At 71.9% G+C, this 16,316-nt stretch carries 18 protein-coding genes; 9 read left to right on the top strand and 9 right to left on the bottom strand.

Annotated elements, in window-relative coordinates:
- Window positions 1-272: 272 nt before the first annotated feature.
- Both FXF60_RS03140 and FXF60_RS03135 read left to right on the top strand, forming a co-directional pair.
- The gene (locus FXF60_RS03140; protein WP_151523802.1) at window positions 273-1,298 is read left to right on the top strand and encodes an endonuclease/exonuclease/phosphatase family protein; all 1,026 of its coding nucleotides are present in this window, start codon (window positions 273-275) and stop codon (window positions 1,296-1,298) included.
- A gap of 52 nt (window positions 1,299-1,350) precedes the next feature.
- On the top strand, window positions 1,351-2,151 hold the full coding sequence (locus FXF60_RS03135; protein WP_151523801.1) for a hypothetical protein: 801 nt from the start codon (window positions 1,351-1,353) through the stop codon (window positions 2,149-2,151).
- Here FXF60_RS03135 and FXF60_RS03130 read toward each other — a convergent pair.
- Entirely contained in the window at window positions 2,136-2,417 is a 282-nt protein-coding gene (locus tag FXF60_RS03130) for a DUF1540 domain-containing protein (protein WP_151523800.1), read from the bottom strand. The genes FXF60_RS03135 and FXF60_RS03130 overlap by 16 nt on opposite strands.
- 244 nt (window positions 2,418-2,661) lie before the next feature.
- Here FXF60_RS03130 and FXF60_RS03125 point away from each other — a divergent pair, with 244 nt between their 5' ends.
- Window positions 2,662-3,375, top strand: coding sequence for a hypothetical protein (locus tag FXF60_RS03125; protein ID WP_151523799.1), 714 nt, complete (start codon window positions 2,662-2,664; stop codon window positions 3,373-3,375).
- Between the two features lie 7 nt (window positions 3,376-3,382).
- On the opposite strand, the gene FXF60_RS03120 is transcribed toward FXF60_RS03125, so the two are convergent.
- The 3 genes from FXF60_RS03120 to FXF60_RS03110 form a co-directional block, all read right to left on the bottom strand.
- Window positions 3,383-3,766, bottom strand: a complete 384-nt coding sequence (locus tag FXF60_RS03120; protein WP_151523798.1) for a DUF2237 family protein — start codon at window positions 3,764-3,766, stop codon at window positions 3,383-3,385.
- Between the two features lie 74 nt (window positions 3,767-3,840).
- Window positions 3,841-4,878 (bottom strand): SGNH/GDSL hydrolase family protein, encoded by a 1,038-nt coding sequence (locus FXF60_RS03115; protein WP_151523797.1) that lies wholly within the window; start codon window positions 4,876-4,878, stop codon window positions 3,841-3,843.
- A 47-nt stretch (window positions 4,879-4,925) separates the two neighbouring features.
- On the bottom strand, window positions 4,926-5,522 hold the full coding sequence (locus tag FXF60_RS03110) for a protein-L-isoaspartate O-methyltransferase family protein (protein WP_151523796.1): 597 nt from the start codon (window positions 5,520-5,522) through the stop codon (window positions 4,926-4,928).
- A 78-nt stretch (window positions 5,523-5,600) separates the two neighbouring features.
- Here FXF60_RS03110 and FXF60_RS03105 point away from each other — a divergent pair, with 78 nt between their 5' ends.
- The 6 genes from FXF60_RS03105 (at window position 5,601) to FXF60_RS03080 (ending at window position 9,444) form a co-directional block, all read left to right on the top strand.
- The gene (locus FXF60_RS03105) at window positions 5,601-6,317 is read left to right on the top strand and encodes an AIM24 family protein (RefSeq protein ID WP_151523795.1); all 717 of its coding nucleotides are present in this window, start codon (window positions 5,601-5,603) and stop codon (window positions 6,315-6,317) included.
- Between the two features lie 24 nt (window positions 6,318-6,341).
- Window positions 6,342-6,755: a nitroreductase/quinone reductase family protein gene (locus tag FXF60_RS03100; RefSeq protein WP_151523794.1), complete on the top strand. Its 414-nt coding sequence runs from the start codon at window positions 6,342-6,344 to the stop codon at window positions 6,753-6,755.
- A 370-nt stretch (window positions 6,756-7,125) separates the two neighbouring features.
- On the top strand, window positions 7,126-7,452 hold the full coding sequence (locus tag FXF60_RS03090) for an ArsR/SmtB family transcription factor (protein WP_151523793.1): 327 nt from the start codon (window positions 7,126-7,128) through the stop codon (window positions 7,450-7,452).
- Between the two features lies 1 nt (window position 7,453).
- Window positions 7,454-7,942 carry an SRPBCC family protein gene (locus FXF60_RS03085; protein WP_151523792.1) on the top strand — a complete coding sequence of 163 codons (489 nt, stop codon included), beginning with the start codon at window positions 7,454-7,456 and terminating at the stop codon, window positions 7,940-7,942.
- A 62-nt stretch (window positions 7,943-8,004) separates the two neighbouring features.
- Window positions 8,005-8,379 (top strand): MerR family transcriptional regulator, encoded by a 375-nt coding sequence (locus FXF60_RS16655; protein WP_202879536.1) that lies wholly within the window; start codon window positions 8,005-8,007, stop codon window positions 8,377-8,379.
- 63 nt (window positions 8,380-8,442) lie between these two features.
- Complete coding sequence (locus tag FXF60_RS03080) at window positions 8,443-9,444, top strand: aldo/keto reductase (RefSeq protein WP_202879552.1); 1,002 nt, start codon at window positions 8,443-8,445, stop codon at window positions 9,442-9,444.
- A 96-nt stretch (window positions 9,445-9,540) separates the two neighbouring features.
- Here FXF60_RS03080 and FXF60_RS03075 read toward each other — a convergent pair whose 3' ends face one another.
- Genes FXF60_RS03075 through FXF60_RS03055 form a run of 5 tightly spaced genes read right to left on the bottom strand, consistent with a single transcriptional unit; the run spans window position 9,541 to window position 16,153 of the window.
- A complete protein-coding gene (locus FXF60_RS03075) occupies window positions 9,541-11,838 on the bottom strand; it encodes a glycoside hydrolase family 31 protein (RefSeq protein ID WP_202879535.1) in 2,298 nt (765 codons plus the stop codon).
- Window positions 11,835-13,145: an ABC transporter substrate-binding protein gene (locus tag FXF60_RS03070; protein WP_151523791.1), complete on the bottom strand. Its 1,311-nt coding sequence runs from the start codon at window positions 13,143-13,145 to the stop codon at window positions 11,835-11,837. Before FXF60_RS03070 ends, FXF60_RS03075 begins: the two co-directional genes overlap by 4 nt.
- A 50-nt stretch (window positions 13,146-13,195) precedes the next feature.
- Window positions 13,196-14,008, bottom strand: coding sequence for a carbohydrate ABC transporter permease (locus tag FXF60_RS03065; protein WP_151523790.1), 813 nt, complete (start codon window positions 14,006-14,008; stop codon window positions 13,196-13,198).
- Complete coding sequence (locus FXF60_RS03060) at window positions 14,001-14,951, bottom strand: carbohydrate ABC transporter permease (protein WP_202879534.1); 951 nt, start codon at window positions 14,949-14,951, stop codon at window positions 14,001-14,003. The genes FXF60_RS03065 and FXF60_RS03060 overlap by 8 nt, the downstream gene beginning before the upstream one ends.
- Window positions 14,948-16,153, bottom strand: coding sequence for an ROK family transcriptional regulator (locus FXF60_RS03055; protein ID WP_151523789.1), 1,206 nt, complete (start codon window positions 16,151-16,153; stop codon window positions 14,948-14,950). The genes FXF60_RS03060 and FXF60_RS03055 overlap by 4 nt, the downstream gene beginning before the upstream one ends.
- Between the last annotated feature and the right edge of the window lie 163 nt (window positions 16,154-16,316).

Below are 16,316 nucleotides of genomic sequence, written 5' to 3'. Positions count from 1 at the left end.
GGTTGGGGCTGCTCAGCCTGGCCACCACCCGCGTGAACGACCGGTGTCGACGCCGCCCGTGCGCTGCGACGAGCAGCTCCAGCGAGAGGCTCCACCACCGGTTGGTGTGGCTGGGGTGAGGAAGAGGCTGCCCTGGGTGAGCAGGAGGTACATGTAGAAGAACCCGATGACGTGGCCCTCCTAAGGCGGCGGACTGTATCCGGACGGCACCCGGGAGGCTCTGACAGGGTGAGATCAGGCATACCCGTCGAGAGCGTCGCAGGAGACGACCCATGAACCAGCCGGACCTGTCCGTGGCGACCTTCAACCTCTACAACCTCAACCTGCCCGGCGGGCCGATGTACCGCGACCTGGACGGCTGGAGCGACGAGGAGTATGCCGCCAAGATCGCCTGGTCCGCGCGGATGCTGCGCGAGCTGGCCCCGGACGTCCTGGGGGTGCAGGAGCTGTGGCACGCCGACGCGCTCGCCGAGATCGTCACCCAGGCAGGGATGGACGAGGAGTACGACCTGCTCGCCACCCCCGCGACCGGCGCCAAGATCGTGTGCGGGGCGCTGGTGCGCCGTGGCCTGCTGGTGCCCGACTCGGCACGGTGGATCGAGGACTTCCCGGACGACCTGCGGCTGACCTCCTCCGGTGAGGACCCGCAGACGCCGGAGATCGACGTGGGCATCCGCGGCTTCTCCCGCCCGGTCCTGCGCTTCGAGATCGCCCCGCGCGAGGACGAGCCGGCCACCGCGGTCTACGTCTGCCACTTCAAGTCCAAGGCCCCCACCCAGATCTGGCGGGAGGGGTGGTACACCGCCGACCGCGACCGCTACAAGGCGCACACCACGGCGATCGGGGCCGCGCTGTCCACGATCCGCCGGACCGCCGAGGCGGCCGCGCTGCGGGTCGTGCTCACCGCGGAGACCAAGGGCACGGTCACCCCGGTCATCGTGCTCGGCGACGTCAACGACGGGCAGCACTCGAACACCCTCAACATCCTCACCGAGCAGCCGCGCTACCTCGTCGGCGACTCCCGCGGGGGCGGCGACATCGCGCTCTACACCGCGCAGACGCTGCAGCAGTACCGCGACACCCGCGACGTCTACTACACGCACGTCTACCAGGACCTGCGGGAGTCGCTGGACCACGTGCTCGTCTCCGAGCAGTTCTACGACCACTCCTACCGGCGGCGCTGGCTCTTCGACGGGCTGGTGATCTACAACGACCACCTCAACACCGAGGACCACCGGGCCGACGGGACGGCGGACCACGGCATCGTGCTGGTGCGCTTCCGGCACAGCCCTGCCTGAGGGGTATGCGCGCACTTGCCGTGCGCTAAAGGAGTGAGGTTATCCTTACCTCATGACGAGCACCCCCGCCGCCGACGTCCGGCTCACGCTGCGCGCGGCGACCACCCGATCGACGGCCGCGCGGTTGCTGGGCGGCACCGGTCGCGCCTCGCTCGTCGCCTACCGGGAGCAGCCCGACGTCTCGCACCAGGTGCTGGCGCACGGGCTCACGGCAGCGGACGTCATGGCGGTCGCCCTGCCGCCCGGGTGCCTGGACGCGACGGCCTCGTGCCACGAGGTGCGGATGCGGATCGACCAGCACGGGGCCGACCCGCGGCTGCGGGTGTCGACGGCCAGCGTGCACGCCCTCGCGCACCTGCGGCTCGTGGAGGAGGCGGAGCTGGAGGAGCTGGCGTCGCTGGGGCTGCTGCCGACCGAGGTGGACTGGGCCAGGGAGGCGGGCGCCCAGGTCGCGCTGCTGGCGCTGGACAAGGTGCTGCTCCACGACCAGGGCGGGGTCACCGCCCTGGCCTTCGGCGAACTCGTCGGCCTGGACCGCTTCCCGCACCGCGACCAGGAGTGGCAGTGCCGCGAGATCGTGCAGGGCCTCGGTGCGGACGCCGCGGCGCGGATCGTCTCAGGGGTGTGCCGCGGCGACCGCGACGGCGTGGTCGGTCAGGGGCACCCCACCCCCCGGTCGGTGCGCACCCTCACCGGCGAGACGGTGCTGGCCGACATCGACAGCACCGGCTGCACCTGGCTGCTGGTGGACGCCGAGCGCACGCGCACGGTCTTCGTGCCCTTCGCCGCGCCGGCCACCTGCCTCGACACCCTCGAGACGGCGGTCGGCGGGCTGGATCAGCTGGCGGTGTAGCTCAGGCAGTTGGCGGTGTCGCCGCCGACGGTGATCGCCTCAGCGGTGCACATCAGGTCCGTGTTGTGCACGCACTCGAGACGCTGGCAGGCGCCCACGTGGCCCTCGGCGACGGGCAGCCCGCCGCGGACGTCGAGCTCGACGAAGGTGCCGCAGGCGGCGCCACCGGCGTCACCGGCGATGGTGACTGCCTCGGCGCTGCAGCCGCCCTTGTTGTAGGCGCAGGTGGTCGCGGCGCAGGACGTGATCGCGGTCATGGTGGCCATGTCTGTCGTTCCTCTCATGTCGGTCGAGAATGCTGTCGACAATGGTCGACGATAGGGCGGCTGCTGACCCCCTCACAAGGACATCGTGCCTGATCAGACATAGGGCACCGGGTGTTCGTCAAATGTCGGGAAAAGGTCGTGAAGGCCCGCCTCCAAGCATTAGGGACGCTTTCTCGGCGCATATTCACGGCAGCCGACCCAGGCCCTGCTCCGACCGCGTGTCGTGAGCAGGCAAGATGGGGACATGAGCTACGAGATCACCCTCTGCCCGCGGGAGCCCGACCAGGACTGGACGCAGGCCCTGGCGGCGGCCGACGCCGAGGACACCGGGGTCCAGGACGACCCGGACGCCCTCACCGCAGGGGTCGAGACCTTCCGCCGCATCGAGCAGCGCCTGCGCGACGAGCTCTCCGGCGAGCTGGAGACCTGGGTCGCCGAGGAGACGGGCGGTGACGTCTACGGCGAGCTCACCGCCGTCGACTCCGGCATCCAGGTCGAGCTGTTCGACCGCTCCGCGGCGGTCACGATCACCGACGCCGAGGCGGGGGACGACGAGTCCCGCGAGGCCACCGAGCGGCAGGCCGCGCGTGCGGTCGAGGTCGTGGCGGCGGAGACGGGCTACGAGCCCTACGACCACCAGGCGCAGCGCTCCTTCGACGGGACCTTCGTCACCGCGCCGGCGACCGACCCGGACCCCGCGGCCGGTGGACCCGCGGGTGCCCCCGACCCGGCCGGCCGGTCGGCGGCCGAGGCCGCCCGGCGGGACCCGGCGAGCCTGCGGCGCCGCGGCTGGGTCTACGTCGTGCTCGGCCTGGCGATCGTCCTCTTCGCCGGCAACCGGCTGACCTCGGGCGACAGCGGTGCCCTCACCGTCATCCTGCTGGTCATCGGCGTGCTCGACCTGCTCGGAGGGGCCTTCCTGCTCGCTGTCTCCCGGCGGGTGCCCGACGACTCCTAGCGTCCGCTCAGCCCAGGCCGGACGGGTCGTCCGGCACGTCCACGGCATACCGCTGCAGCAGGTCGAGGGGCACGATCTCCAGGACCTGCTCGTGCGTGCCGGCCAGCACCACCGGAGCCGCGGCGCCCTCGTGGTGCGCCTGCAGCCAGCGCAGCGCCACGACGCACCACCGGTCGCCGGGCTGCAGACCGGGGAAGCCCCAGCTCGGGCGCGGGGTGAGCAGGTCGTTGCCCACGGAGAACTGGTGCGCGAGGAACTCCTCGGTCACCACGGCGCAGATGCCGTGCACCCCCACGTCCTGCGGGGTGACCTCGCAGCAGCCGGAGCGGGTGAACCCGGTCACCGGGTCCGTGCCGCACTCCTGCAGGGGCGTGCCGAGGACGTTGCGCATGCGTCCAGCATTCCACGCACCCGCCGAGGCTGTCCTCGGGCGGACCGTGGGCGGGCCGTAGATCGGGCCGTGGATCAGCCGCCGTCGGAGACCCGGGCGTCCAGCGCCTGCAGCTCGGCCAGCCCGGCCCGGACCACCCGGTCGTCGCCGCTGCGCAGCTTGGCGACGGCACTGCGGATCTCGCCGGGCCTGATGCCCGCCTGCTTCGCCTGGCGCAGATGGGCCTTGCTGTCCAGCTCCAGGTCGAGCACGGCAGCCGCCTGGCTCCGGACGCTCGGCGCCGGAGCGCTCTGGGCGGTGGCCATCCGGCTCGTGCTCAGCGGCGAGCCCACGAGCGAGGGCGCGATCGCCGCGGCATACCCCACGTTGCCGGCACGATTGGGGTGGAAGGACTCGTCGATCGGCAGCGTCAGGTTGTTGATCCACGGTTGCCGGTCGCAGACGGCGTGCCCGGCGAAGTCGTCGCGCACGTCCACGTAGCTGAACCCGGACGCGGCGGACCGGGCCTCGATCAGCTCGTCCAGCTCCGCGGTGCCGTCGTTAAGACGCCGCATCTCGGACCCGGAGAAGAACGTCGCCCAGCTGCAGTCGCGCCCGTTGAACAGGTAGGGGTAGCCGGCGATCGTGACGCTGGCGTTCGGCGCGCGGTCGGCGATCTCGCCGTAGACCTCGTCCAGCCGACCCGGCAGCTCGGTCCGCAGCGTCACCAGCGAGTCGTCGATCTCCCCGTGGCAGTCGCTGAGCCAGCCCGGCAGCGCGCACTCGGTGAGCACGTCGGCGAAGCCGACGTCGTTGCCGCCGATCGTCATCGACACCTGGCCGGTGCCGGCGTCCAGCGCCCCCACCTGGTCGGCGAGCACGTCCGAGGTGTCCGCGCCGGAGCAGGCCTGGTAGTCCAGCGCCAACCCCTTCTGCCGGGCGATGAGGGCCGGGTAGCCGAGCGGTGACCGGTAGCAGCTGTCGGTGCGGGCATACGTCCCGGTCCCCGCCGAGAAGCTGTCGCCGAGCGCGACGTAGGAGGTGCTGGCGGCGTAGGTCGGGGTGAGCGCCAGGGTGGCGCCGATCGCAGTGGCGGAGAGGGTGGCCAGGACGGTGCGTGTCGACGTTGACATGGCCTCACCCTGGCACACGGGCCGGGCGGCCGCTCGTCACGACGGGATCACCGCAGCGGCACGAAGCGATACCACCCGGGGGCCTCGCGGCGCCGCACCTCGGTGCCACGGCGGTCCGCGACGACGAGCCGCCCCCGGTGCGGGAGCACCATCCTGCCCCCGTCGGCCAGCTGCTCGACCAGCTCCCGCGGCCAGCGGTCCGCCATCGCCGAGACCAGGATCCGGTCGTAGGGACCCTCGTCCGGCCAGCCGAGGACGTCCTGCCGGGCGACCACGACGTCGGCACGCCCGACGCCTGCGGCCCGCAGCCGATCACGGGCCGCGTCCACCAGCTCCGGCTCCAGCTCGACCCCGACGACCCGCCCCGACTCCCCCACCAGGTGCGCGAGCAGAGCGGTGGTCCACCCGGAGCCGGCCCCGACGTCGAGCACGCGGTGACCCGCGCGTGCGTCCAGGGCGCTCAGCATGGTGGCGACCGTGCTGGGCTGCGAGCTGGTGGCACCGTGCCCGATCGCCAGCGGCGCGTCCACCGAGGCGCGATGACGCACCCCGGGCGGCAGGAAGTCACCTCGCGGGACCGCGCTCATCGCACGCGCGACCAGGCGGTCCCGGTGGCGAGAACCCTGGTGGCGGAGGCCCAACATCGTCCCTTCTCCGGGGGTGACAGCGGCATCCGGTTCGCACCATACTCGGACGGGACCGTGACGAGAAGGGTGTGCACCATGCCGATCCATGGATCGCTGTTCGACGACTTCAAGGAGACCGAGGGGCGGGACCAGTTCACTCGCCAGAGCAGCAAGATGCTCAAGGTGCGGATGGACTACGGCCCGGTGCTGGCCCGCATCGGCTCGATGGTCGCCTACCAGGGCGACGTCCGCTTCGCCAACAAGGGCTCCGGCGGGCTGAGCAAGCTGGTGAAGTCCTCCCTCACCGGCGAGGGGGTGCCGGTGATGGAGTGCACCGGCCAGGGCGACCTGTTCCTCGCCGAGGACGCGGCGGACATCCAGGTGCTCTATCTCGAGAACGACATGGTGTCCGTCAACGGAGCCAACGTGCTCGCCTTCTCGGCCTCGATCGACTGGGACATCCACCGGGTCTCGGCCCGCGGCGGCATGATGGCCGGTGGGCTGTTCAACGTCTCGCTGCGCGGCAGCGGGTATGTCGCGGTCACCACCAAGGGCGAGCCGGTGGCGCTCGAGGTGTCGTCCGCACCGACCTTCGGCGACGCCCAGGCGGTGGTGCTGTGGACCCAGGGGGTGCAGATGTCCGTGCGGACGGACACCGGCGGGATCGGCTCGATGGTGCGCGGGGGCACCGGGGAGATGCTGCAGATGGCGTTCTCCGGGCGTGGGCACGTGCTCGTGCAGCCGGCGGAGAACGCCGCCAACACAGGCAGCGGCGAGCGACGCAGCGGCGGGTTGAGCGACTTCCTCGGCTGAGTCGGCAGGCGTAGTCTGCCGGGCATGCCCACCCTGATGCGCGTCGTGACCACCCTCCACGCCAAGCTCGTCAAGGCCACCGGCCGGCTCGGCGGCGGGCAGCAGGACGGGGCCGTGCTCGTCCTCGACCACGTGGGGGCCCGGTCCGGGGCGGCCCGCGAGACGCCGCTCATGTTCGTGCGCCACGGCGAGGGGTATGCCGTGGCCGCCTCCGCGAACGGCGCGGACAGTCATCCGGCGTGGTACCACAACCTGCGGGCCACCCCGGACGTCACCATCCACGTCGACCAGCAGGCCATCCCGGTGCGCGCCCGCGAGGCCGAGCCGCAGGAGCGGGACGAGATCTATGCCCGGCTCGTCGCCGCGCAGCCGCGGTTCGCCGGCTACGAGACCAAGACCGACCGGATCATCCCGGTGATGGTGCTGGATCCGCGCTGAGCGGGGCCGCCCTCGGTCAGCCCCAGGTGCCACCCGGCGTAGTCCTCGAAGCAGTGCCGGTCGAGGTAGGCGTTCTCGGCCTCCGCGTCCGGCTGCACCTCACCCCACTCGCTGTCGAGCGATGTACTGCCGAGTCTCGATCAGACGCCGGACGCGCTGAACCCCGACGTCGTTGACGGCATACCTGGCCATGACGGTCATGGTGCTCCCGACCGCGGTCGGGCGCGACCCGGGCGGACTCCCGTGGCGATGCTCGCGTTCTCTACGTCTTTCTTGGCCAATCCGTAGATAGAGGAAGAGAGCCTCATCGGACGGTTCCCCGGCTCCGGCACTTGACAACATACAACCGTTTGGTTGTATGTTGTCTCTCATGGACGAGGCCAACGAGGAACGCGCCGACGCGATGTTCCACGCGCTCTCCGACCGCACCCGCCGGGACATCCTGCGGCGCGTGCTGGCCGGTGAGCACTCGGTCTCGGCCCTGGCGGAGCGCTACGACATGAGCTTCGCCGCCGTCCAGAAGCATGTCGCCGTGCTGGAGCGCGCCGGCCTGCTCACCAAGCGCCGCAGCGGCCGGCAGCAGCTGGCCAGCGGCGACGTGGAGGCCGTGCGTTCGGTCTCTTCCATGCTCGCCGAGCTGGAGCACATCTGGCGCGGTCGCATCGACCGCATCGACACCTTCCTCAAGGAGAACTGACATGCCTGTCACCGACGTCACCACCGACATCGACGCCCGCACCATCACCATCACCGCCGAGTTCGCCGCCCCGGTCGAGCGCGTGTGGGAGCTGTATGCCGACCCGCGCCAGCTGGAGCAGGTCTTCGGCCCGCCCACCTACCCCGCCACCTTCGTCGAGCACGAGCTGACCGCGGGCGGCACGTCGAAGTACTACATGACCGGCCCGGAGGGCGAGAAGTTCGGCGGGATGTGGGACCTCACCGCCGTCGACCAGCCCCGCAGCTTCTCCTTCGAGGACCGGTTCGCGGATGCGCAGACCTGGCAGGCCGCCGACGGTATGCCCGTCTCCCGCAACACCTACGCCTTCGAGCCGAGCGACGGCGGCACCCGCGCCACCTTCACCTCCGTCTACGAGTCCTCGGACGCGCTGCAGCAGGTGCTCGACATGGGCATGGAGGAGGGCGCGACCGAGTCGATCAACCAGATCGACGCCTTCCTCGCCGCCTGACCGGGCGCCGACCGGCGCACGGGTCTTGACCTGGAGTGCACTCGAAGGCAGAGACTGGTGGAATGACCAGCCTGAGCATCGCCGAGGCCGCCGAGCAGACCGGGCTCACCGCCCACACGCTGCGCTACTACGAGCGCGACGGCCTGCTGCTGCAGTCGGTCGAGCGCGCACCCTCGGGCCACCGCCGCTACTCCGACGAGGACCTCCGGTGGATCGAGATGGTCACCCGGTTGCGCTCCACCGGTATGCCGATCCGCGACGTGCGCCGCTACGCCGCCCTGGTGCGCGAGGGCGACGGCAACGAGGCGGATCGACTGGCGCTGCTGCTCGCCCACCGTGAGGTGGTCGAGCAGCAGCTGGTCGAGGTGACCTCCCACCTGCGGGCGATCGACTACAAGATCGCGCTCTACGAGGGCCGGGTCGCGCCCGCCTCCTGACCGACAGCCGCGGGAGTTGACTTCGAGCGCACTCCAGGGAGTTTCGTGGGTGACATGACACAGATCCAGACACGCACGCTCGGCACCACCTCCCCGCTGACCGTCAGCGCCCTCGGCCTCGGCTGCATGGGCATGTCGGAGTTCTACGGCACGCCGGACGAGCAGGGCGGCACGGACACCATCCGCCGCGCGCTCGACCTCGGCGTAACCTTCCTCGACACCGCGGACATGTACGGCCCCTTCACCAACGAGAAGCTCGTCGGCACGGCGATCGCCGGCCGACGCGAGGAGGTCCAGCTCGCCACCAAGTTCGGCAACGAGCGGCTCGCCGACGGCACCATGGTCGGCGTCAACGGCAGCCCCGACTACGTCCGCGCGGCCTGCGACGCCTCGCTGCAGCGGCTCGGCGTCGACCACGTCGACCTCTACTACCAGCACCGTGTCGACGGGTCGGTCCCGATCGAGGAGACGGTGGGCGCGATGGCCGAGCTGGTGGAGGCCGGCAAGGTCCTCCACCTCGGGCTCTCGGAGGCCTCGGCCGCGACCATCCGCCGGGCGCACGCGGTCCACCCGATCACCGCGCTGCAGACCGAGTACTCGCTCTTCACCCGGCACCTGGAGGACGAGATCCTCGGTGTGCTGCGCGAGCTCGGCATCGGCCTGGTGCCCTACTCCCCGCTCGGCCGCGGCCTGCTGACCGGCTCCATCACCTCGGGCAGCGGCGCCGGCGACGAGCAGGACAGCCGCCGCTCGGGCTACTTCCCGCGCTTCCAGGGAGAGGCGCTGGACGCCAACCTGGCGCTGGTCGACAAGGTCCGCGAGCTGGCGACCGCGAAGGGCTGCACGCCCGGCCAGCTCGCGCTCGCCTGGGTGCTGGCGCAGGGCGACGCCGGGCTCGGCGTGGCCCCCATCCCCGGCACCAAGCGGGTGGCCTACCTCGAGGAGAACATCGGCGCCGCCGACGTCGCGCTCACCAGCGACGACCTCGCCGCGCTGGAGCAGGCCGTCCCGCGGGACGCCGTCCAGGGCGAGCGCTACGGCGACATGTCGACGATCGACGCCTGACCGCGCATACCTGGTGCAGAACGGTGTGTCACATCGGTTGCTCGGGCGACGGGTGTGACACACCGTTCTGCACAGGTATGCCGGGTTCGGCGAGGCTCAGCCGGGCGAGACGATGCTGCGCATCTCGCCCCACGCGGCGGCCCGGCAGTAGACGGGCACCACGTCGAGGGGCACGTCGCGCTCGTGCAGCGAGCCACCGGCCACGGCCTCCCCCGTCCACACGTCCACCCAGTCGCCGTGCGGCAGGTAGGTGGACCAGGTGGTGGCTCCCGGCTCGGTCACCGGGTCGACGAGCAGGTCGTCCCCCAGCTGGTAGGTCAGCGGGTGCGCCCAGATCTCCGGGTCCTCCCGGTGGTCGAAGAAGAGCGCCCGCATCAGCGGCCGGCCGGTCTCGATCGCCACCCGGGCCTGCCGGGCGAGGTAGGGCACCAGGCGCTCCCGCAACCGCGCGAAGCCGCGGAAGGTGTCGACGACCTGCGGGGCGTCGTGGGTCCGGGCGACGTGCCAGGGGGTCCGGTCCCGGGCCGGCCGACGGTGGTGGTTGAACTCGGAGTGGTACTGCATCACCGGCATGAACGCCGCCGCACCCGCGGCGCGCAGGTAGAGCTCCGGCTCGGGCACCGGCCCCGAGAAGCCGGCCAGGTCCCAGCCCCAGTAGACGACGCCGCACGCGCCGGCGCTCAGGCCCGCGGTGATGGAGGAGCGGTAGGCCTCCCAGGTCGAGTCCTCGTCCCCGGCCCACACGACCCCGTGCGCCTGGATCCCGGCATACCCCGCGCGGGAGAAAGTGACCGGCGCCCTGCCCTCGTAGCGGAGCAGGTCACCGTAGGCACGCGCGTAGTGGACCGGGTAGAGGTTGTTGCCGCTGGCGCCGGTGCGGCCGTCGGCGTAGCGCAGGTCGTCGCCCCAGGCGTGCTCGCCCCCGTCGGTCTTGAAGCCGTCGACACCGAGGTCGCGGACGAGGTAGCGACGCTTGTCCAACCACCAGTCGCGGGCCGCCGGGTCGGTGAGGTCCGGCATGAGTGACCGGGGGAACCACCAGCCGCGGTTGCGGTATGCCGTCCCGTCGGCCTCGCGCACGACGTGCCCGCGGGCCACCATCAGGTCGCCGTCGACGACGGCCTGGTCGACCAGCTCCTCGCCCAGCTCGTGCCGCGTCTTCTGCAGCGGGATCTGCCAGAGCAGCACCTTGATGCCGCGGTCGTGCAGCTCGCGCACCATCGCGGCCGGGTCCGGCCATGCTCCGTCGGCGGGGAAGGTGAAGTCCGCGAGCGCGTGCGGTGACCCGTCCGGGTGGACGGCACAGCGGGCGTCCCGGAAGGCGACGAACCCACGCTCGTCGCTCCACGCCTCGATCACGACGACGCCGACGGGTATGCCGTGCCGGTCGTGCTGGTCCAGCTGCCGCATCACCTCGGCCTGGGTGTTCCACTCGTTGCCCGAGGCCCAGAGCCGGTGCACCCAGTCCGGGAGCGGCTCGGCCCGGCCCACGTCGGCGGTGAAGGCCTGCACCGCCGCGGCGGGGCCACCCTCGTGGATCACGACCTCGAGGACCGGGTCGGGCGCGCCGTCCAGCTCCACGGTCACCCGGAGCAGGTCGGGGCGGGTGGCACCGACGTCGAACCACACGCGCGTGCTGGTGTCGACGTGGAAGGCCCACGGTGCCTCGGCGGGGTCGTCGGGGAGGACGTGCGCGAAGGGCATCGGCAGGTAGGTGCGTCCGTGCCGCCCCTGCGCCTTGTACTGCTCGAACACGCGCGAGTCCAGCCGGGAGCCGCGGTGGTCGAGGCTGTCGAACCGCTCCCCGAACCCGACGACGTGGTCGCCCGGCCGCAGCCGCAGCGCGAAGGAGGTCCGCCACACCCCGTCCGCGTCGGCGAGCCAGGTCGGTGGCTCGGCCAGCGCGTCCTGCAGGGGGGTGGTGCGGTCCGGGCGGACCAGCCGCAGCACCCCTGCTCCGGCGGCATCGACCAGCGGCGCGACCGCATACGTGCCCGTCGTCAGTCCGTCCTCCCCGTCGCGCGCGGTGAAGGCGTAGTGCACCGGCCCGGTCACCGGAGGGCTGTCGCACACCCACCGGCCCGGCCCGCTGCCGGACGCACCGGCCTGCGCCGCCGCGAGGTGTCCCTCGCCGCCGGCGTGCGCCAGCCCCGAGCCGTCGTCGCCCTCCCAGCGCATCGGGAGGAGCTGCTCCGCCTCACCGGCCGCCCGCCAGTGGCAGGTGACCTCCGCGAGCGACGCGGGGCCGCCGAGCCCGAGCCGGACCGGCTCCCCGACCAGCGGACGCACGGGCACCCGCTGGTCGGGAGAGTCGGCGTAGGGGTGGCCCGAGCCAGCCGGGCGGTGCGTCAGCAGGACGCTCTGATCGACCTCGCGGCCGGCGTCGACGCTCACTCGCCGAGCAGGGGCGCGACGCGCTCGGCGGCGGAGTCGACGGCCTCCTGGGCGGTCTTGCGGCCGGCGGCCGCCTCGGTCAGCTCCTCGGTGACGATGTCCTGCATCTCCTGCTGGCTGGCGATGACCGGCGGCAGGACGACCTCGTCGAGCGCCTCGAAGACCGCGGCGCGGTTCGCCGGGGGCGTCTGCTCCAGGTATGCCGCGTTCAGGCTCTCGTCGTCCACCGGCGGGAGCTCCCACCCGGCCTCGATGCGGGTCTGCGCGGCGACGTCGGAGCCGGTGACGTAGGCGGCGAACGCCTGGGCAGCCTCCTGCTGCTCGGAGCGCTCGGAGACCACGACCGTGTTGGCGAACATGGCCGAGGCCTGGGCCTGCATGCCCGGCTCGACGACGATGTCCCAGGCGAAGTCGGCCTCGGCCATCGCGCCGAACATCCAGATCCCGGTGTGCCACATGGCCAGCTCGCCGTCCATGAACAGGCCGGAGTCGAAGTCGGGGGTGCCGGCGCCGTCCTCCGCGGAGGGCATGGTCGTGCCCGACTTCCCGACCAGCCACTCGGCGGCCTCGACCCCCTCCGGGGAGTCGAAGGCCACGGCCGAGCCGTCCTCGCTGAGGAACGTCCCGCCGTTCTGGGCCAGGGCCTTGTAGAACTCGTGGAAGCTGATCGGCTGGTAGTCGCCCCAGACGCCCGCGCCGGCGTCGGTGAGCTGCTCGGCCGCGGCCCGCTCGTCCTGCCAGGTCCAGTCCGAGGTCGGGGGCTCGACCCCGGCCTCCTCGAAGAGGTCGGCGTTGTAGAAGAGGACGACGTTGGAGAAGGACTCGGGCAGGCCGTAGCTGGTGCCGTCGACGGCGAAGGCCTCCACCAGCGAGGGCACGTAGGCGGAGGTGTCGACACCCTCCATCGCGGCGAGCGCCCCGCTCTCCTGGTAGGTCACGAAGTTCTCGTAGTTCAGCTCGAAGACGTCCGCCTCGGAGCCTCCGGCCACGGCGGTCTGCAGCGCGGTGAAGTAGTCGTCGTAGGGGAGGGTCTCGACGGTGACGTCGACCGAGGGGTTCTCCTCCTCGAAGGCGGTGACGATGGCGTCGAGGTTCTCCTCGTTGCCGCCGTTGGCGCTGAAGTTGGAGTAGGTGATCTGCACCATCTCCTGCGCGGCCTCGTCCGCGGTGTCATCGGCGGCGGCCTCGGTGTCGGTGCTGGGCTCGTCCGCCTGCGGGTTGGTGGCCGATCCCTGCGCACAGGCGCTGAGCAGCAGGGTGGAGCCGGCGAGCAGGACGAGGGTCCGGGAGGGGTGGGAGCTGCGCATCGGTGGAACCTTTCTGGGGGTGACGGGCGTCGTTGCCCGTCGGTGGGGGGTCATTTCAGACCGCTGTGGGCGAACCCGGCGATCACGTAGCGCTGGGCGAGGAGGTAGACGACGGCGATGGGGACGATGGAGACGACCGAGCCGGCCATCATGACGTCCCACTGGGTGGTGTAGCGGCCCTGCAGCGTGGCCAGCCCGAGCGGCAGCGTCATCAGCTCGGGAGAGCGGATGACGACCAGCGGCCACAGGTAGCTGTTCCACGAGGACATGAACGCCAGCACCGCGACGGTGGCCAGTGCCGGCCGGACCAGCGGGAGCACGACGGAGGCGTAGATCCGCAGGTGATTGGCCCCGTCGAGGGTGGCCGCCTCGTCCAGCTCGCGCGGCACCTGGTCCATCGCCTGCCGGAGCAGGAAGACGCCGAAGGCGGAGGCGATCGACGGGGCGAGCAGGGCGAAGTAGGTGTCGTTCAGCTGCAGCCGGGTGAGCTGGATGAACAGCGGCACGATGAGCACCTGCAGCGGGATCATCAGGGTCGCGAGGTAGATCGCGAAGACGACGCCCCGGCCGGGGAAGGCGATCCGGGAGAAGGCATACGCCGCGGTGCTGCCGGTGAACAGCTGCAGCAGGGTGGTCACGGCGGCGATCCAGAAGGAGTTGACCACGATCCGGGTCATCGGCAGCGAGTCGCCGAGGGTGCGGTATGCCTCCAGCGTCGGGTCCTCGACGAGCAGGGTGGGTCCGTCGGCCAGGGAGCCGCTGGGGGTGATCGAGGTGACGAAGGTCCACAGGAACGGGAAGAGCATGACCCCGGCCCCGAGGACGAGGGCCGCCACGAGCGCGGCGGAGCGCAGCCTAGGCATGGGTCACCCACCGGCGCTGCCCGCGGACCTGGACGATGGTCACCGCGAGGATGACGAGGAACAGCAGCCAGGACAGGGCCGAGGCCTCACCGGCGCTGCCGTAGCGGAAGGTGAGGTCGTAGACCTGCCCCACGACGACCTGGCTGGCGCCCGCCGGACCGCCGCCGGTCATGACGTCGACCTGGTCGAAGACCTGGAAGCCGTTGATGAGCGAGATGACGACGACGAAGAAGGTGGCGGGCGACAGCAGCGGCAGGGTGACGTGCCGGAACCGCTGCCACGCGTTCGCGCCGTCGACCTTGGCCGCGTCGAGCAGCTCCTGCGGGACCGCCTGCAGCCCGGCGAGCAGGATCACCATGACGAAGCCCAGGTCCTTCCACGCCGAGGCGAGGATGACCGACGGCATCGCCCACGCCGGGTCGGTCCACCACCCCGGCTGGGGCAGGCCGACGAGCCCGAGCAGGTGGTTGACCAGGCCGGTGGAGGGGTTGAGCAGCCACTGCCAGACGAGGGCGACCACCACCCAGCTGGTGACGACGGGGAGGAAGTAGGCCGTCCGGAGCGCACCCACCCCGCGAAAGGTGTGGTTGAGGCCGACCGCGAGCGCCAGGCCCCCGGCATACACGAGCGGCAGGTAGCCACCGATGTAGGTGAGCGTGTGCCAGAAGCTCGCCCGGGTGCGCTCGTCGGCCAGCAGCGAGCGGTAGTTGTCCAGGCCGACGAAGGTGGGGTCGGAGATGAGGTTCCACTGCTGCAGGCTGACCCAGAGCGAGACCCCCATCGGCAGCAGCGAGAAGAGCAGCAGCGGGACCGCGCTGGGGGCGAGGAAGAGGACCGCCCAGCCGAGCTGGCGTCGGCGCCCTCCACGTCGTGGGGAGGGCGTCGGCGGCGCGGTGGCGGCACTCGCCGTCGTGGAGGCCATCGCCGGCGCGGTCGTCGTCACGCCTCGACCGCCTCGGTGAGCCCGCGGTGCAGACGGGTGCGGACCAGCTCGCCCTGGTCGCCGCCGAGGCCGTCGGTGTCGAACGGGCTGAAGAGGACGAGCGAGGCGGCACCGGCGGCCCAGCGGTCGTCCGGCCAGTCCTCCATGACGATGGGGATGCTGCGGCGGTCCGGGAGCAGGTGGCGCCGCAGGGCCATGGTGAAGGAGGGACGCCACAGCTCCCACACGTCGGTGCCCTCACCCAGGATGACGAGGACGTCGGGGTCGACGACCTGGGCCAGGCCGGCGAGGGTGCGGCCGAGGAGGGTCCCGGCCTCCTCGAAGAGCTGGATCGCGCCCGGGTGACCGCCCAGGGCGCGGTCGTTGAGCTCGCTCTTACCCTCCTGCGGCCCCACGATCCCGCGCTCGCGCGCCCGCTGGGCGAGGGCGTCGTCGCCGACGAGGGCCTCCAGGCACCCGCGGTTGCCGCACCGGCACTCCGGTCCGTCGAGCGCCACGGGGACGTGGCCCAGCTCGCCGGCCCCGCCGCGGAACCCGCGGTGCAGGCGCCCGCCGGCGACGATGGCGCAGCCGATGCCGTGCCCGATCGTGACGATGAGCGGTGAGGGGTGGCGGCCGGCCTCGCCGTACATGTGCTCGGCCACGGCGAGGGTGTTGACGTCGTTGTCCAGCAGCACCGGCACCGGCTGGGGCAGGGTGCGGCGCAGGTAGTCGCCGACAGCCATGCCGGACCAGCCCAGGGTCGGGGCGTCGACCACCCCGCGCGCCTGGTCGTCGACCGCTCCCGGCAGACCCACGCCGACCCCGAGCAGCACCCCGTCGAACTCCTGGACCTGCGTGGCGATCGTGTCGGCCAGCACCTCGAGCGCCTCCGGCGCGCCCGGGTCGAACTCGGCGACGGTGCGCTCCCCGACCGCGCCGTCCATCTGCACCGGGACCACGGTGATCCGGCTCGGGCTGACCTTGACCCCGATCGCCCCCGCCCGGCGGTTGGTGAGGGCGAGCAGCGTGGCCGGGCGTCCGCCACGGCTGGGGACCGAGTCCACCTCACCGATGACACCGGCGGTCAGGAGCTGCCTGGTGAGCTGGGTGACGGTCGCCGGGCTGAGCCCGAGGCCCCGCGCGAGCTGGGTGCGCGACTGCGGGCCGCGCACGCCGAGCGTGGCGAGCAGCGCCGGTGCCCGGCGGTCGAGAGCGTCCATCGCGTCCCTTTGTTCGTGACTAAAGTAAGTCCGAGATTAAGGGGTGTTGGGCGTTCCGTCAAGAGCGTCGTCAGACGTCTCTGGTGCCCTGCGTGCGGCCCCCGGGCACGAAGAAACCCCCGGACCAGGGGTCCGGGGGTCTCGGCGTCCTGCGATGAGGACG

This window comes from Serinicoccus kebangsaanensis (assembly GCF_008919445.1).
Taxonomy (GTDB): domain Bacteria; phylum Actinomycetota; class Actinomycetes; order Actinomycetales; family Dermatophilaceae; genus Ornithinicoccus; species Ornithinicoccus kebangsaanensis.
This window is presented reverse-complemented; position numbering and strand designations above follow the sequence as displayed.

Excerpts from the sequence above, each read along its gene's own strand:
- FXF60_RS03140 (WP_151523802.1), top strand. The coding sequence starts at position 273 with ATGAACCAGCCGGACCTGTCCGTGGCGACCTTCAACCTCTACAACCTC.
- FXF60_RS03135 (WP_151523801.1), top strand. The coding sequence starts at position 1,351 with ATGACGAGCACCCCCGCCGCCGACGTCCGGCTCACGCTGCGCGCGGCG.
- FXF60_RS03130 (WP_151523800.1), bottom strand. The coding sequence starts at position 2,417 with ATGGCCACCATGACCGCGATCACGTCCTGCGCCGCGACCACCTGCGCC.
- FXF60_RS03125 (WP_151523799.1), top strand. The coding sequence starts at position 2,662 with ATGAGCTACGAGATCACCCTCTGCCCGCGGGAGCCCGACCAGGACTGG.
- FXF60_RS03120 (WP_151523798.1), bottom strand. The coding sequence starts at position 3,766 with ATGCGCAACGTCCTCGGCACGCCCCTGCAGGAGTGCGGCACGGACCCG.
- FXF60_RS03115 (WP_151523797.1), bottom strand. The coding sequence starts at position 4,878 with ATGTCAACGTCGACACGCACCGTCCTGGCCACCCTCTCCGCCACTGCG.
- FXF60_RS03110 (WP_151523796.1), bottom strand. The coding sequence starts at position 5,522 with ATGTTGGGCCTCCGCCACCAGGGTTCTCGCCACCGGGACCGCCTGGTC.
- FXF60_RS03105 (WP_151523795.1), top strand. The coding sequence starts at position 5,601 with ATGCCGATCCATGGATCGCTGTTCGACGACTTCAAGGAGACCGAGGGG.
- FXF60_RS03100 (WP_151523794.1), top strand. The coding sequence starts at position 6,342 with ATGCCCACCCTGATGCGCGTCGTGACCACCCTCCACGCCAAGCTCGTC.
- FXF60_RS03090 (WP_151523793.1), top strand. The coding sequence starts at position 7,126 with ATGGACGAGGCCAACGAGGAACGCGCCGACGCGATGTTCCACGCGCTC.
- FXF60_RS03085 (WP_151523792.1), top strand. The coding sequence starts at position 7,454 with ATGCCTGTCACCGACGTCACCACCGACATCGACGCCCGCACCATCACC.
- FXF60_RS16655 (WP_202879536.1), top strand. The coding sequence starts at position 8,005 with ATGACCAGCCTGAGCATCGCCGAGGCCGCCGAGCAGACCGGGCTCACC.
- FXF60_RS03070 (WP_151523791.1), bottom strand. The coding sequence starts at position 13,145 with ATGCGCAGCTCCCACCCCTCCCGGACCCTCGTCCTGCTCGCCGGCTCC.
- FXF60_RS03065 (WP_151523790.1), bottom strand. The coding sequence starts at position 14,008 with ATGCCTAGGCTGCGCTCCGCCGCGCTCGTGGCGGCCCTCGTCCTCGGG.
- FXF60_RS03055 (WP_151523789.1), bottom strand. The coding sequence starts at position 16,153 with ATGGACGCTCTCGACCGCCGGGCACCGGCGCTGCTCGCCACGCTCGGC.